The sequence below is a fragment of the Agrobacterium sp. fls2-241-TYG-188a genome (genome assembly GCF_030209845.1).
Genome location: NZ_JARVRD010000002.1, coordinates 965440 through 980638 on the forward strand (window position 1 = coordinate 965440; position 15199 = coordinate 980638).

A 15199-nucleotide genomic window follows, 5' to 3' on the forward strand; every position below is an offset into this window, starting at 1 on the left:
AAAGGGGCGGTGCCCCTTTCAAATGTCCTCGTTTTGACCAAGTCATGGTCTGCTGGGATATATTCCGTCGGTTACAATGCAAACGGTCATGCCCATTCCGGGCGACTGGATTGAGACTTGTTCGCTTGAAAGAGATTGCGCAGGCGCTACAAAAATCGTTCCGCCGGTAATTCCAGTCGGGACGTTGAATGCGATTTGACCGTTACCCGCAGAGCCTGTCAGCTTGACGTCCAGTCCGCCCAGTTGCACTTGCGTCGCCGTTGAATTGGAGGGGACATAGATCGTCGCCGCCTGATTACCACTTCCACCCATGCCGAGGAGAGAGCCGGTCCGAGGCTGCGCGATGCCGGGCGTTTGCACAGCACTTAGTGTTGCGGTTATGCCGAGTGATCCGGCGCTCGGTGGCACCGTAACCTGGGTTGTTCCTCCGCCACTCCCGGTAAATGTCGCAGTGTGCACGTGGGGTTTCAGTGGGACCTGACTTATATCCAAAGCCAGCCTGGAATGCCCCACCTTTTGAGAAAGGTTGATATAAGCGAGACCCGGTCCGCCCCCTTTGTTGAGTACCGCACGTCCCGTGAGGTCTGGAACGGCAAAATATCCAGATCCGTATCCGCCGTAAAGCGTGCCAATCAAGGAGTACAAATTGTTGTATCGTGTTGTTGATAGCAGCTGACCATTGGCCCTTACGTAACCGTCTGGGCACCAATCAAAGGCAAATGTACAAATGGTTCCGGTATAGGACTCGTAGTCACAAGCTGCAGCTGGCGTGGCGCTAACGATCGCCACAGTTCCTAAGGTGGCACCCCAACCGGTTATCATTCCCAGGCTGGTTATTCCGGCCAGCAAATGCCGCATTGGCTGTTTTGATAATGTCATGGTTTCTCCTTATGTCCGCAAGGCATGCGTTAGGCCAAGTCCCATACGTCCAGAACAGGTTTTAAGTTCTCAGACGAACAGGGGACCTCAATCCGTGTGTTTAGGTCGAGCTCGACGGAAGTTTTGAAGGGTGTTGAAACGATTTTCTTACCCCTCTCGCATGTTAATTTGCAGCTGCTTACGGCCTGGGGGGGAACAGGCCATTTGTGGCAATGCATACTGTTACGCCCAGACCTGGGGACTGGGTGGAGACACCGGCGCTCGGAGATGCCGCAGCAGATGCTACAGCAACAGTTCCGCCGGTGATTCCTGTCGGGACATTGAATTGTATTGGACCGTTGCCCGAGGAGCCTGTCAGCTTTACGTCCAGCCCTCCCAGCTGCACTTGCGTTGCCGTTGAATTGGATGGAACGTATATCGTCGCCGCCTGATTCCCACTTCCACCCATGCCGAGGAGTGACCCCGTCCGAGGTTGCGCGACGCCGGGCGTTTGCACAGCACTTAGTGTTGCGGTTATGCCGAGTGATCCGGCACTCGCCGGCACAGTAATAGTGTTGTTTCCTCCGCCAGTGCCAACAAACGTCGCGGTGTGGGTGTGCGGCCTCAGTGGAACCTGATTTTCATTCAAAACGATTGAGCTTTGCCCCACTTTTTGCCCAAGTATAATGTTGTCGAGACCCACGCTTTGCCCGGTGCCGACGACCATACGTCCTCGAAGATCTGGAATGGCGAAGTTGTCGCCAGACACATTGCCATATGTGGAGCCAATCAAAGCATATAAGGGCTGATATTCATTCTTGGAGAGCAACCGACCATCAGCTGGCACGTAGTTTTTGGGGCAATAATCAAACGGGAATGCACAAATTGACCCGACATAAGATTGATCGCTGCAAGCTTCTGCTGGCGTGGCGCTGACAATCGCCAGGGATCCCAGAGCAGCACTCCAGCCGCCGACCATCCCCAGGCTAGCCAATCCGGCCAGGACACGTCGAACTGATTGTTTGGTTGATGTCATGTTTCCTCCTCATGTCCCACGGGACATGCGATGTGCTCATTCCTGTGCGTTGCGAACGCGCTTGGCAGCGCAAATCACCCATAAACGAACACAACTTAAAATAATCAAAACGTATCTAATAATATTTTAGATTGCATTCAGGTTTTTGCCCGCTGCATTCATTATCTAGAGCATATGGTTCTTTTCGCCCGCTCGGCTGCATTCCCCGGGATGAAATGACGGCAGGGGTGGGCGAGGAAGCTTAAGCTTAACGAGAATTCCATCAGGCGATGTTGGGCGAAGAGTACGGCTGATTAGTCTTCAGACGCCAATGTCGTCACAGAGTGCTCTATCAGATGGAACTGCAACCTAGTCGTGGGCCGACGTAGGTCATCGTGATGGGTTTCCGCGTTCGAACGTCTTATTCATGCAACACACACACGAAACATCGACAATCGACTTTGGCGGTCCCTAAAGCCGTCTCATTCTCGATCATAATCTCGGTGATGAGAGTTGTAACCAATATATTGATTCTTGTGGCGGGAGTTGTCGTCAGCGGGATCGCGGCCGCGGCATCCGTGACCGTCATGGCTCAGGCTGGGGCGCTGGGCGCGTGTTTCGGAGAGGGCTGCGGCTACGCGGGTTTGTTCCTGGCTTTCCCACTCACCTGGTTCGTTCTGTTCTCACTTTTTCTGATGGCAATGCTTATCTGGCGGCGCAAGCCGAAGAGAGATTACTAAACGAAATCGCGCATTTGCACGTTTTTGTATAGTTTCTGCATGAGTTGCACGCGGCGAGCGGGTGGAAAACGTTGGGCGATGTTGTTCATTACCCTTCATGAACTTGACACATAGGCACATATATCAGACTCTCCCTGCCGCTGGGGGATTCGTAGCTTGGGCACTCGGCCACTATCATGGTGGGCAGGTTCCCAGGCGTTTGAACTTGAGCGTTTCCTGGAATCAAATTCAGGAGGCGCGACAGAATGGAGTGCTTAATGCGCGCTTTGATCAATTCTCCGTCGCTCTCGGTCGACACTATGGATTATCAGGCTGAATGCCAATTCGCCCTCGAACCTTCGATCCATGGATTGTTGGAAAAGGCGGAAGGTGCGGGTTGGGACCGTCAACATGCCGTATTGGCAATTGTTGCCCTTGCCAGCACCCAGGTTCCAGAAAGCGATCTTACGGACGACCGGACGCTTTCCTGACGCAAGACACTGCGCTTCATGATTTCAGGTGGTGTGGTTTGGACCACAAGGCGACGTGGCCCTGAAATCAGTCTCGAAGCATTTCCAAAATGCTGAAGATCAATAAAAAACCCGCCGAGTGACCGGCGGGTTTTATTGTTTCAATCAAGCAGGATCAGGCGGCGGCCTGCCTCGGCATGCTCTTCATATCGATTACGAAACGATAACGCACATCGCTTTTGATCATGCGTTCGTAAGCTTCGTTGATCTGGTCCATTTCGATCATCTCTATTTCGGCGGCGATGCCATTCTCCGCGCAGAAATCCAGCATTTCCTGGGTTTCTGGAATGCCGCCAATCATCGAACCGGCAAAGGTCTTGCGGCCTGGGATAAGGCTGAAGGCATGGACGGACAGGGGCTTCTCAGGCGCGCCGACCTGTACCAGTGCGCCATCGCGCTTGAGCAGCGCGAGGTAGGAATCGATATTGTGGTCTGCGGCCACAGCATCGATGATGAGATCAAGGCTGGAAGCAGCCTTCTTCATCTGTTCTGCATCCTTGGAAACGATCACCTCATGGGCACCGAGCTTCTTGGCGTCCTCGGCCTTGCCGGGGGAGGTGGTGATCATAACGACTGTCGCGCCCATGGCATTGGCGATCTTGACGGCCATATGGCCAAGTCCACCCAGACCCACAACGCCTACTCTCATGCCGGGACCAGCATTCCAGTGACGAAGTGGAGAGTAGGTGGTGATGCCAGCGCACAGAAGCGGAGCTGCCGCAGCCGGATCAAGACCTTCCGGGATATTGAGTACATAGCGGTCATCAACAACAACGTGGGAGGAATAGCCGCCCAGCGTGTGCGCGCCGTCCCCCATGGCCTTGTCCGGCGAATTGTAGGTGCCGGTCATGCCTTTTTCGCAATATTGCTCCAACCCCTCGGCGCAGCTTGCGCAATCACGGCAGCTATCGACAATACAGCCGACGCCGACACGGTCGCCCGTCTTGAACTTCGTGACTTCGGAGCCGATTCGGCCAACGCGACCAACGATTTCATGTCCGGGCACGCAGGGAAACAATGAGCCTGCCCATTCTGCACGTGCCGTGTGGATGTCGGAATGGCATACGCCACAGAATTCTATTTCGATCTCTACGTCCCTTGGACCAGGATCACGCCGCTTGATGGTGGCGAATTTCAGCGGTGAAGAGCCATCATCGCAGGCATAGGCTGAAGTTGTGAACATGGATGTCACCTGTTTTTCCGGTTTATGGGATTGAGCAAGACACTGGATTGGTACCCGGCGCTGCAACGGCAGAAAACGCCCTGCAGTCCCGAAAGGTTGCCGCGGGCGGTTATTCTATAAGACGATTTCGCTTTCGGCCGCACCAAACACTTCCTCGAAGGCTTCGCGCAGCAGAACATCGACATCTTCCATCATAACCGGCAATCCCAGATCGACAAGACTTGTCACGCCGTATCGCGTGATGCCGCAGGGAACGATTCCGGTGAAATGCGACAGGTCCGGTTCGACATTGATCGACAGTCCATGGAAGCTTACCCATTTGCGAAGGCGAATGCCGAGTGCAGCGATCTTGTCTTCGCTCATGGAGCCGTCAGGCAAGGTAGGCTTTTCAGGTCGCCGGACCCAGACGCCGACCCTGTCTTCACGACGTTCGCCGCGCACATTCATCTTGTCCAGCGTGCGAATGATGACATCTTCGAGGGCTGCCACATAGGCGCGCACATCCTGTTTGCGCCGCTTGAGGTCCAGCATGACATAGACCACGCGCTGGCCAGGGCCGTGATAGGTGTATTCACCGCCGCGACCCGTGGCAAATACCGGGAAACGATTGGGCTCGATCAGGTCCGCAGCATTTGCGCTTGTTCCGGCGGTGTAAAGGGCAGGGTGCTCCAGCAGCCAGACGAGTTCATCCGCTTCTCCCGCAGCGATGGCCGCGACTTCTCGTTCCATCTCTGTAATGGCCTGTTCGTAAGGGACGAGACCATCGGAGATTCGCCAGCGAACGGGCGCAGACCCCGGCGTCGGAAACATATCGGTCTGAATATCTGTGCGTGTGAGCATGAAATGTCCTTTCCACAGCCTTCTCGCAGAATGAAATAAGGGCTGCAAGCCCGGCATTTGCGGGCTTCTTTCATATAGGGTGGATGCGTTCGATTTTTAATTTCAAAAATCTGTCATGACGCTCTTGTGCACCCAAAATCCTTTTGCTACATGCACCTCCGTCGGCGCAAGTCGGCATCTACCACGATGCGGTCGTGGCGGAATTGGTAGACGCGCAGCGTTGAGGTCGCTGTGGGGCAACCCGTGGAAGTTCGAGTCTTCTCGACCGCACCAAAGAAACCCGCTTCGGCGGGTTTTTTCTTTTTTATCAGTATTTCCGCTGCATTTCTTCATGCAATATCGAAACATGGATTTCGCGACCTGATGGTTGCCAGTGTGAAATATAGGTTTGGTGCCCCGACCAGTGTCGAGCGACTTTAAGGGGCTGCCCGTTTTAGGATTGCTTCCATGACGAAGGTGTCGTCGCGACTGGTCTTTTACTTTCCCGGCTTCGATCCGCTGGATGCCGTGGCGCACCAGAGGCGGTATGCGCGCAGCGCCGCGCAATCCGGCGCGACGTTTGGTGTCGATTATACCGTCGGAAATGTCATACGCTCCGAGGGTGGCGACCGGATGGATGTGCGTGCGGTTCACGATGGACATACGACGCGGGCCACCATCTACATCCATGACCATAATGATCTGATTTCGCAGCTGCGCGATGCCCCGGTGTGGAAACAGATCGCCCTCGGCTTTGAGGCCGGGCAGGGCATTGTCCGCGAGGGCGGAGCCGCAGCCTATTTCAAGCACGCCTGGCGTTTTGGCCTGTTTTTTCTCTTTCCGTTTCTTTTCATTCTGCTCGGCGGCATCGGCGCTCTAATTATCGCCGTTCTGCCTCTTTTATTGGGTGTCTCGGCGCTTTTGCTCGTGCTTACCATTCCGCTGGCATGGCTTTTCTTCATGAAGGGTGTGATGCCGTTTTCGGAGCGGTTTCACACATTGCATCTCTTTGCCGACTGGCGTTTTGCGTTGAAAGTTGCGCAGGAAGACCCGATGGCCAGAGACTGGATCGAGAAAAAGGCTGAGCTTGTTCTCAAGGCGCTGGAACAGCCCGCTGACGAGGTTCTGTTCGTTTCTCACAGCATGGGCGCAAGTCTTGCGCTAGCCGTCGCTGGGCGCCTGCTGGAGCTGAAGGCAGACGCTTTCACCAATCGGCGCGTGACCTTCGTTACGCTCGGTGGCGCTGCGCTGCAGTGCGGGTTGCTGTCCAGCGCTGCCCGATTGCGTCAGAGCATAGGAGTGATGGCTCACCATGAAGATGTGGTGTGGTTCGATATCCAGTGCCTGACAGACCCTATCCATCTCTATAAGTGCAATACCGCCGAGCTGACGGGGCACGAAGATGCACCCCAGCCGACAATCGTTCCTATCAGGTTCAAGCATTCGCTTTCCGATGAACGATACCGGAAAAACAAGCGGAACTTCCTGCGGATGCACCGCCAATATGTTCTGGGGTCCGATCGTGCATCAGGTTACGATTTTGCGCTGTTGACGGCAGGCCCTTTGCCCGCAGCATCTTTCGCCAATCTGCGTTCGTCCAGGCCGCCGCAAATGTAATATTCCCCCGGCATTGGTGCCTGTGACGTCTAACAAAAAGGCCCGCGCGAAGTTCTCCGCGCGGGCCTTTTAAATGCAGTGGGACTGAATTCAGTCCGGTGCGGACGTTTGCAGTGCGAGGGCATGCAGAACGCCGCCCATATTGCCCTTCAATGCGTCGTAAACCATCTGGTGCTGCTGTACGCGCGTCTTGCCCTTGAAGGCTTCCGCCACGACTTCTGCCGCATAATGATCGCCGTCACCGGCCAGATCGCGAATGGTTACTTTTGCTCCGGGAATTCCGGCCTTAATCATGTCCTCGATGTCGCCGGGCTTCATGGGCATGGTGTTCACTCCTCAATTCTTATTCTGCAGCGACGAGAGTCTCGCCGTCCATGAACTGAGGGAACCATGATTCATGGGCCGAACGCAATTCTTTAATCTCCACGCTGCGGGCCTTACCCAGCTTTACGGCAGAGCCGCCTGTCTTGCCGATTGCGACAAGTGATACGCCTGCGGCAGCGGCCCGCTTCGTCACGGTTTCGAGATTGGATTGGCTGACCGTCAAGACGTAGCGACCCTGATCTTCCCCATAGAATGTCAGGATAGGATTGTGGCCTTCGACAGCATCGATCGTTGCGCCAATATCGGATGCGATTGCCATTTCGGCAACGGCAAGGGCAAGACCGCCAGATGAGCAGTCATGAACAGCGCTGGTAAGCCCGTCGGTGATCACGCCGCGAACGAAATCGCCGGTCTTCTTTTCGTGAGACAGATCCACATGCGGGGCAGGGCCATCGATGCGGTTGTGGACATCGCGCATATAGACCGACTGGCCGATATGCGAACCAAGACCCTCAGGGGCACCGGCCAGCAGAATGATATCATCGCTTGCTGCAAAGCGGATGCGGGCCATCTTGGCCCAATCGGCCAGCAGGCCAACGCCGCCGATGGTTGGGGTCGGCAAGATCGCCTGACCATTGGTCTCGTTATAGAGTGAGACGTTGCCGGAAACGATCGGGAATTCCAGAACGCGGCAGGCTTCACCAATACCCTTGATGGCATGAACCAGCTGGCTCATGATCTCGGGCTTTTCCGGATTGCCGAAGTTGAGGTTATCAGTCGCAGCCAGCGGCAATGCGCCAGTTGCGGTAATGTTGCGCCAGCATTCTGCCACCGCCTGTTTGCCACCCTCGAAAGCATCGGCTTCCACGTAGCGTGGCGTTACGTCAGACGAGAAGGCAAGCGCCTTCTTATCGTGGCCTTCAACGCGCACGACACCGGCATCACCGCCTGGAAGCTGCAGGGAGTTGCCCTGGATCAGCGTGTCATACTGCTCGTAGACCCAGCGACGCGACGAGTTGTTGGCGGAGCCGACGAGCTTGAGCAGCGCATCGGCAATATCGGCCTCGGGAATATCATTCTCTGCCAGGGGAGCGGCAACCTTTGCAGGCGTCCATGGACGGTCGTATTCCGGCGCCTGATCGCCCAGATCCTTGATCGGCAGATTGGCGACTTCCTCACCATTGTGGAGAACGCGGAAGCGCAGATCATCCGTGGTTTTGCCGACGATGGCGAAATCCAGACCCCACTTGACGAAAATTGCCTTGGCGACATCTTCCTTGGATGGTTCCAGAACCATGAGCATACGCTCCTGGCTTTCCGACAGCATCATCTCGTAGGCGGTCATGCGTTCTTCGCGAACAGGAACCTGGTCAAGGTTCAACTCAATGCCGAGGTCGCCCTTGGCGCCCATTTCGACGGCGGAGCAGGTGAGACCAGCCGCGCCCATATCCTGAATGGCGATGACGGCACCCGTCTTCATCAGTTCGAGGCAGGCTTCCAGCAGGCACTTTTCGGTAAAGGGGTCGCCGACCTGAACTGTCGGGCGTTTTTCTTCAATCGATTCGTCGAACTCGGCAGATGCCATGGTTGCACCACCAACGCCATCACGGCCCGTTTTTGCACCGAGATAGACGACCGGCAGGCCAACGCCCTTGGCTTCGGACAGGAAGATTGCGTCTGACTTCGCCAGACCGGCGGCAAACGCATTAACGAGAATGTTGCCGTTGTAGCGGGGATCGAACTCGACTTCACCGCCAACCGTCGGCACACCGAAAGAGTTGCCGTAACCGCCCACACCGGCGACGACGCCAGCCACGAGATGACGGGTCTTTGGATGGTCAGGCGCGCCGAAACGCAATGCGTTCATGGCAGCGATGGGGCGTGCGCCCATGGTGAAGACGTCGCGAAGAATGCCGCCAACGCCGGTGGCCGCGCCCTGGTAGGGCTCGATATAGGACGGGTGGTTGTGGCTCTCCATCTTGAAGACCACGACATCGCCATCATCGATATCCACGACGCCTGCGTTTTCGCCGGGACCCTGGACGACGCGCGGACCGGTGGTCGGCAGGGTCTTCAGCCACTTCTTTGAAGACTTGTAGGAGCAGTGCTCGTTCCACATGGCCGAGAAAATGCCGAGTTCCGTAAAGGTCGGCTCGCGTCCAATGAGATCAAGGATGCGCTGGTATTCATCGGGCTTGAGCCCATGGGATGCAATGAGTTCCGGGGTGATCTGAATATGATTTGGAAGTGTCATAGGTCTCACGGGGTTCGAGCCGGTACGGGAGTTTCCGGTTCTTTACCGCAAGAGACAGCAGGGCGCGACAGGAAAATGTTCTGTTGGCCCCGCAAAAACTGCCTTTGTATCGTTTTCCAAAGCCTGTCGGCCCATAAGCCGGGCGCTCTCGTATGGCCCGAGGGCTATCGCGACGCAGTCTCGACTGGCTGGTGTGTTTGTCTTCGGTACAACCCAGTTTAGTAAGATTTAACTACAATCGAATATTCTTTGACAATTACTCAAGGGATTTCACGATGGCGTCGATTCAGCATAAAATTGTTGTTGCAAGTCTGTGTATTCTGACGTTGACGGGCAGTTCTGCCGGAATTGGTCTATGGGCGGCTTCAGCCCTGACCAACAATGCGGAACGCATAGCAAGCTCCGCCCAGGTGCTGCGTAACCATATGCAGGCCGACATGATGCATGACGCACTTCGTGCAGACGTCATCGCATCGCTTCTGGCTTCCAACCCGGACGCAGGAATTTCCTACAAGGATGTGAAGCAGGATCTTGCCGAACACGTGGCCTCGTTTCGGGCAATGATTGCGGAGAACAAGGCCCTTGCAACGGACCCTGATACGCAACAGGTGCTGAAAGGTGTTGAGCCGCCGATGCTCGCCTATGTCGAGGGCGCGAGCAAAATTGTAGGCATTGCGGAAAGCGAGCCGACTGCCGCTATGGCGGCGCTGCCGGATTTCATGGAACAGTTTACCGCATTGGAAACCGCCATGGAGGTCGCAGGAGACAATATTGAGAAAGTCTCACAAAATATCGGCGCTGAGAGTAAAGATACCAGTGTCCTGATCTATTACGTGCTGTATTCGCTTCTCATTCTAGCGGTGCTGTTCTCCGGTCTTATGTTCTTTGTATTCCGTCGGACGATGAGCAAACCGATTCTGGCGCTATCGACCGATATGACGCAACTTGCGGCTGGCAACACCGACATCAGCGGGACAGGCATCGGTCGCAAGGATGAGATTGGCTTGATGGCGGCTGCGGTGGAGGTGTTCCGGCAGGCTGTCATCTCCAAGAAGCGAATTGAGGAAGAGGCGGAGGGAATACGCCTGCAGGCCGAAACGGACCGCCTCGCCGCGCAGGAGAGAGCCGAAGCTGTTGCCAGGGAAAAGCTTCGCGTCGCAACGTCGGGTCTTGCAGATGGCCTCAAGCGCCTCGCATCCGGCGACCTTTCCTTCCAGCTCAACGAGGCTTTTTCCCCTGAATTCGAAGCGTTGCGGCAGGACTTCAATCTCTCCGTCAAGCAGCTTGGCGATACGTTGCGCTCCATCACCGACAGCATATCCGCCATTGGCAACGGAACACAGGAGATCGCATCTGGCGCGAATGATTTGTCTCGGCGTACCGAAAAACAGGCGGCGTCGCTCGAGCAGACAGCGGCAGCGCTTGATGAGATCACGGCGAATGTAACGAATTCGAGCCGCCGCACGCTGGAAGCGCAGAGGGCCGCCACCTCTGCGACCGAAAGCGCGGCAAAATCGTCTCAGGTCGTCAGCCAGGCAGAAGAAGCGATGCAGCGCATCGAAAATTCCTCCCAGCAGATTTCCAGCATTATCGGAGTGATTGACGAGATTGCCTTTCAGACAAACCTGCTTGCGCTGAATGCCGGCGTAGAAGCTGCCCGCGCCGGTGAGGCAGGCAAGGGCTTTGCAGTCGTCGCGCAGGAAGTGCGTGCACTGGCTCAACGCTCCGCCAATGCTGCCCAGGAAATCAAGACGCTCATTCAAACCTCTTCGGCAGAGGTCGGCAGCGGCGTTGAACTCGTGCGTGAGACAGGGATCGCATTGCATGAAATTGCTGGTCGTGTCGCCGGCATCAACGAACATATGGACGCAATCGCAACGTCTTCGAAGGACCAGTCAATCGGACTCTCCGAAGTTAACACCGCCATCAACTCGATGGATCAGACAACGCAGCAGAATGCCGCCATGGTGGAGCAATCCACGGCAGCGTCGGCCGCATTGTCGCAGGAAGTCGAAAAGCTTCACGACCTCGTTGCTCAGTTCAAGCTGGGAGCGACGCAGACTTCGGGCTCATTGAGCCACCGCGGCAATTCGCGCATGGTCGCCTGATCGGATCGGTTCACGATTTTATGAGCAAAAACCCGTCACGCGCCGGTTTCAAGCGGGGGCTGACGGGCATTCCTTGAGATCAGGAGCAGCCTTTGCCGCCATTGGCCCAACGCTTCACGTCATTTGCGATGCGCGCCGAGTGAGCTTCGTTCATGACCGGTCCAAATGCATCAAGCTTGGCTGGATTGCCCTCCGCCTGAACGACGAGCATTGGGCGGGATTCCGGGCTGTTGCGCGGCACGAGAAGGATGCGCGGGCGGCCGGAGAAGGAGTTGAGTTCCGGAGCAAGTCGGTAAGCTTTGAAAGCCGGATCGCCGGACTTGAACCAGCAGGCATTTGCACCCAGCGCAACCCGCTCCATTGTCGGCAGTGCGGCCCGCGAGGCGGAAGAAGCAACCGGCTTGGTCTCAGACTGACAGGCGGCAAGCGTAAAAGCGACAAGGCCGAGGCCCGCGAAGTTCAATGCATAACGAAGGGGCAGGCGGTTCATCGCTTCAATCCATGACTGGGGTCTATAACAAAGCCGGTTTAATCCGACTTTGTTAATATTTAAGCTGCGATGACGCCAAGCGCTGACGCAAACAGACCGCGACCGTCATTGCCGCCATGGGCGGCTTCGATGAGGTTTTCCGGGTGCGGCATCATGCCCAGAACATTGCCCTTTGCGTTGATGACGCCGGCGATGTCATTGAGCGAGCCATTCGGATTTGTGCCTTCGGCATAACGGAAAACGACCTGGCCGTTGCCTTCGAGAGCGTTGAGCTGTTCCTGTTCAACGAAGTAGTTGCCGTCATGGTGGGCAACGGGCGAGCGGATGATCTGGCCCTTGTCGTAGGCGCGAGTGAATTCCGTGTCGTTGTTGACGACTTCAAGCTTCACTTCGCGGCATACGAACTTGAGCGAGGCATTGCGCATCAAGGCGCCAGGCAACATGCCAGCTTCGACCAGTATCTGGAAGCCGTTGCAGACGCCGAGCACCTTCACACCCTGTTCTGCTTTCTCACGGATGGCCTGCATGACTGGCATACGGGCAGCAATGGCGCCGCAGCGAAGATAGTCGCCATAGGAGAAGCCGCCGGGGATGACGATAAGATCGACATCGGGAATTTCGGTTTCGGTCTGCCAGATGGTGACAGGTGCCTTACCGGAAATCCGTGTCAAAGCCGCGATCATGTCACGGTCGCGATTAAGGCCAGGAAGCTGGACGACTGCGGATTTCATGGGCGGCTCCTTGGTGTCAGAGGATAGCGATAGAGTAGTTTTCGATCACTGTGTTGGCGAGCAGCTTTTCGCACATCGCCTTCAGATCGGCTTCGGCTTTCGCCTTGTCGCTGGCGTTCAGTTCCAGGTCAAAGACCTTGCCCTGACGTACCTGGCCAACGCCATCGAAACCGAGGCTGCCAAGCGCGCCTTCGATTGCCTTACCCTGCGGATCGAGAACGCCGTTCTTGAGCGTAATTGTCACCCGTGCCTTGATCACCTGATGCTCTCCTGAATTTACTTTACCAGAACCGGGCCGGTGCCACGGATGGGTTCATTTTCGTTGATGATGCCAAGACGGCGCGCGACTTCCGAATAGGCTTCCAGCAGACCACCCATATCGCGGCGAAAACGGTCCTTGTCCATCTTTTCCTGCGTCTCGATGTCCCAGAGGCGGCAGCTATCCGGAGAAATCTCATCCGCCAGAATGATACGCATCATGTCGCCTTCAAACAGGCGGCCGCATTCGATCTTGAAATCGACGAGCTGGATGCCGACGCCGAGGAAAAGACCTGACAGGAAGTCGTTGACGCGGATGGCAAGCGCCATGATGTCGTCGAGCTCAGCCGGATTTGCCCAACCGAAGGCAGTAATGTGTTCTTCGGAAACCATGGGGTCTTCGAGCGCATCGGACTTGTAATAGAACTCGATGATCGAGCGGGGCAGAACCACGCCTTCATCGATGCCAAGGCGCTTGGACAGCGAACCGGCCGCGACGTTGCGAACGACGACCTCTAGCGGAATCATCTCCACTTCCTTGATCAGCTGCTCTCTCATGTTGAGGCGGCGGATGAAGTGGGTGGGAATGCCGATCTTGTTGAGGTGCGTGAAAAGATATTCCGAAATACGATTGTTCAGAACACCCTTGCCGTCGATGACCTCGTGCTTCTTCTTATTGAAGGCGGTTGCGTCGTCCTTGAAGAACTGAATAAGAGTCCCCGGCTCAGGACCTTCGTAAAGGATCTTGGCCTTGCCTTCGTAAATACGGCGGCGACGGTTCATAATAACAAATCTCTTGGTTGGCGCCAAATGAGCGGCGTTCGTTACGGTGTTGAAGCGGTCCCATAAAGGAAAAGAAGCAATTCCACAACAAGGCAGGGCGCGTTCGCTGCAATTCTGGCCTGTGCGTGTTGCTTCCGCGAGGGGCGGGTTCCGCAATTACGATTTTTCAACAGTTTTATTTTACCACTGGAGCGTCCCCACGAAGAGGGCTCAAACAATATTTTAAATAAAAACCGGGATAAAATTATGTCTAATAATGAACGTGCCAAATCTCTTGAAAATGTTTACTTCAACGGCGAGCATATGGCGTTTCGTCTTCATGCTATGCGCAACAAGCTTATAGGGCTTTGGGCTGCCGCACTGCTCAAAAAAGAAGACGCGAACGAGTACGCCAGCGAACTTGCGGCTTATGTCGTGAGCCACAGCGACGAATACGCCATCATCCAAAAGCTGAAGGCAGATTTCACGCAGGCGGGCGTGACTGTAGCTGACGATGAAATTCACACTCACATGAGTGATGCGTTCAATTCTGCTGCTCAAATCCTGCGCGAGGGCATGGAACAGGCGGACAAAAAAGCCGTCGCTTGATCTTCATAGCATAGAGCCGCACGTCTATTTGCTGGTCAGGAGACTGGCGGCTTTCTCGCACGTTGCGCTGGATTTACGCATTCGCCAGCCATGGATGCGTACGGCTGGAAAATTCGATACCTGCTTATCCAGAGCATCACAGCGCAGTGCCCTCAGCGAATCATATTCTGCATTTTGCAGGATTTGAATCTGCTCTGCGCTCTCTATGCTTCCGGCAAACAGTTGATGCGGGAAAATGGCCTGTGTTGATGACTGAACCAAACCGTTGCGATGTGCTACCGGTTGTCTTCACTGAAAGCCGGGAGGGGTCTTCAGCTTGCTGAGAAACTGGGCGAAAACCATAGTTCCCTCCGGCCATGGACCATGACCGGACTCCGCGTTGATGTGACCCGACATGCCTGCGTCGATCAAGAGAGAACCCCACGCATTGGCAATATCGCCAGCATGTTCATAGGTACCAAAAGGGTCGTTCTGGCTGGCAATGGTAATGGCCGGAAACGGCAGAGGGTCTCTTGGATAGGGACCGAAAGTCATCAGGTGCTTTGGGCGGATGTCCGGGTTAGCGACATCGGGCGGGGCGACGAGCATCGCGCCGGCGATCCTGTGGGATATCTGCGGCAGCGCGTGCATGACTGTCGGTACGCCGAGTGAGTGCGCAACCAGCACGACGGGCCGTGTGCAGGCATTCACTTCCTCGACCAGCCGTGCGACCCAGTCTTCCTTGACCGGCTTCGACCACTCGGCCTGTTCCACGCGCCGTGCGGTGGAAAGCTTTTCCTGCCAGCGGCTCTGCCAATGTTCCGGTCCGGAGTTGGTGTAACCCGGGACAATGAGGATATCTGCTTCTGATGCTTTCATGCCGCTTATCTCGGTATGAAAGCCGCCGCAGTCAAGGCTGCAGCGGCTTGTTTGACGATCTTGA

15 protein-coding genes and 1 tRNA gene are annotated in these 15199 nt (G+C 55.7%); 5 read left to right on the forward strand and 11 right to left on the reverse strand.

Translation table 11 applies throughout. The features are described from left to right. Positions 1-42 precede the first annotated feature (42 nt). Positions 43-879 (reverse strand): phage tail protein, encoded by an 837-nt coding sequence (locus tag QRN85_RS11435; protein ID WP_284758093.1) that lies wholly within the window; start codon positions 877-879, stop codon positions 43-45. A gap of 178 nt (positions 880-1057) precedes the next feature. Then, complete coding sequence (locus QRN85_RS11440; RefSeq protein WP_284758094.1) at positions 1058-1894, reverse strand: phage tail protein; 837 nt, start codon at positions 1892-1894, stop codon at positions 1058-1060. Between the two features lie 976 nt (positions 1895-2870). On the opposite strand from QRN85_RS11440, the gene QRN85_RS11445 reads away from it, so the two are divergent. Continuing rightward, a complete protein-coding gene (locus QRN85_RS11445) occupies positions 2871-3083 on the forward strand; it encodes a hypothetical protein (protein ID WP_062587149.1) in 213 nt (70 codons plus the stop codon). Between the two features lie 154 nt (positions 3084-3237). On the opposite strand, the gene QRN85_RS11450 is transcribed toward QRN85_RS11445, so the two are convergent. Both QRN85_RS11450 and lipB read right to left on the reverse strand, forming a co-directional pair. Continuing rightward, positions 3238-4305 carry an NAD(P)-dependent alcohol dehydrogenase gene (locus QRN85_RS11450; protein WP_113091688.1) on the reverse strand — a complete coding sequence of 356 codons (1068 nt, stop codon included), beginning with the start codon at positions 4303-4305 and terminating at the stop codon, positions 3238-3240. A 114-nt stretch (positions 4306-4419) separates the two neighbouring features. Further along, positions 4420-5145: a lipoyl(octanoyl) transferase LipB gene (gene lipB / locus QRN85_RS11455; protein WP_113091687.1), complete on the reverse strand. Its 726-nt coding sequence runs from the start codon at positions 5143-5145 to the stop codon at positions 4420-4422. A 188-nt stretch (positions 5146-5333) separates the two neighbouring features. Here lipB and QRN85_RS11460 point away from each other — a divergent pair. Both QRN85_RS11460 and QRN85_RS11465 read left to right on the forward strand, forming a co-directional pair. After that, a tRNA-Leu gene (locus tag QRN85_RS11460) sits at positions 5334-5418 on the forward strand. 174 nt (positions 5419-5592) lie between these two features. Then, positions 5593-6741, forward strand: coding sequence for a hypothetical protein (locus QRN85_RS11465; RefSeq protein ID WP_284758096.1), 1149 nt, complete (start codon positions 5593-5595; stop codon positions 6739-6741). Between the two features lie 90 nt (positions 6742-6831). Here the strand turns inward: QRN85_RS11465 and QRN85_RS11470 are convergent, their stop codons facing one another. Further along, on the reverse strand, positions 6832-7065 hold the full coding sequence (locus QRN85_RS11470) for a BolA/IbaG family iron-sulfur metabolism protein (protein ID WP_062587153.1): 234 nt from the start codon (positions 7063-7065) through the stop codon (positions 6832-6834). Between the two features lie 19 nt (positions 7066-7084). Then, entirely contained in the window at positions 7085-9319 is a 2235-nt protein-coding gene (purL, locus tag QRN85_RS11475; RefSeq protein WP_284758097.1) for a phosphoribosylformylglycinamidine synthase subunit PurL, read from the reverse strand. Positions 9320-9594: 275 nt separating this feature from the next. On the opposite strand from purL, the gene QRN85_RS11480 reads away from it, so the two are divergent. Then, positions 9595-11427, forward strand: coding sequence for a methyl-accepting chemotaxis protein (locus QRN85_RS11480; RefSeq protein WP_284758099.1), 1833 nt, complete (start codon positions 9595-9597; stop codon positions 11425-11427). Between the two features lie 79 nt (positions 11428-11506). Here QRN85_RS11480 and QRN85_RS11485 read toward each other — a convergent pair whose 3' ends face one another. From QRN85_RS11485 to purC, 4 genes are read right to left on the reverse strand one after another with little or no spacing between them, the layout of a single operon-like run. Further along, a complete protein-coding gene (locus QRN85_RS11485; protein WP_062587156.1) occupies positions 11507-11917 on the reverse strand; it encodes a hypothetical protein in 411 nt (136 codons plus the stop codon). A 59-nt stretch (positions 11918-11976) separates the two neighbouring features. Beyond that, positions 11977-12648, reverse strand: a complete 672-nt coding sequence (gene purQ / locus QRN85_RS11490; protein WP_062587157.1) for a phosphoribosylformylglycinamidine synthase subunit PurQ — start codon at positions 12646-12648, stop codon at positions 11977-11979. 16 nt (positions 12649-12664) lie between these two features. Next, positions 12665-12907, reverse strand: coding sequence for a phosphoribosylformylglycinamidine synthase subunit PurS (purS, locus tag QRN85_RS11495; protein WP_062587158.1), 243 nt, complete (start codon positions 12905-12907; stop codon positions 12665-12667). A gap of 17 nt (positions 12908-12924) precedes the next feature. Continuing rightward, the gene (purC, locus tag QRN85_RS11500) at positions 12925-13689 is read right to left on the reverse strand and encodes a phosphoribosylaminoimidazolesuccinocarboxamide synthase (RefSeq protein WP_062587159.1); all 765 of its coding nucleotides are present in this window, start codon (positions 13687-13689) and stop codon (positions 12925-12927) included. Between the two features lie 246 nt (positions 13690-13935). Here purC and QRN85_RS11505 point away from each other — a divergent pair, with 246 nt between their 5' ends. Continuing rightward, positions 13936-14277, forward strand: coding sequence for an ATPase inhibitor subunit zeta (locus tag QRN85_RS11505; protein ID WP_062587160.1), 342 nt, complete (start codon positions 13936-13938; stop codon positions 14275-14277). A 288-nt stretch (positions 14278-14565) separates the two neighbouring features. Here QRN85_RS11505 and QRN85_RS11510 read toward each other — a convergent pair whose 3' ends face one another. Beyond that, positions 14566-15135, reverse strand: a complete 570-nt coding sequence (locus tag QRN85_RS11510) for an RBBP9/YdeN family alpha/beta hydrolase (protein ID WP_062587161.1) — start codon at positions 15133-15135, stop codon at positions 14566-14568. Positions 15136-15199: the final 64 nt, after the last annotated feature.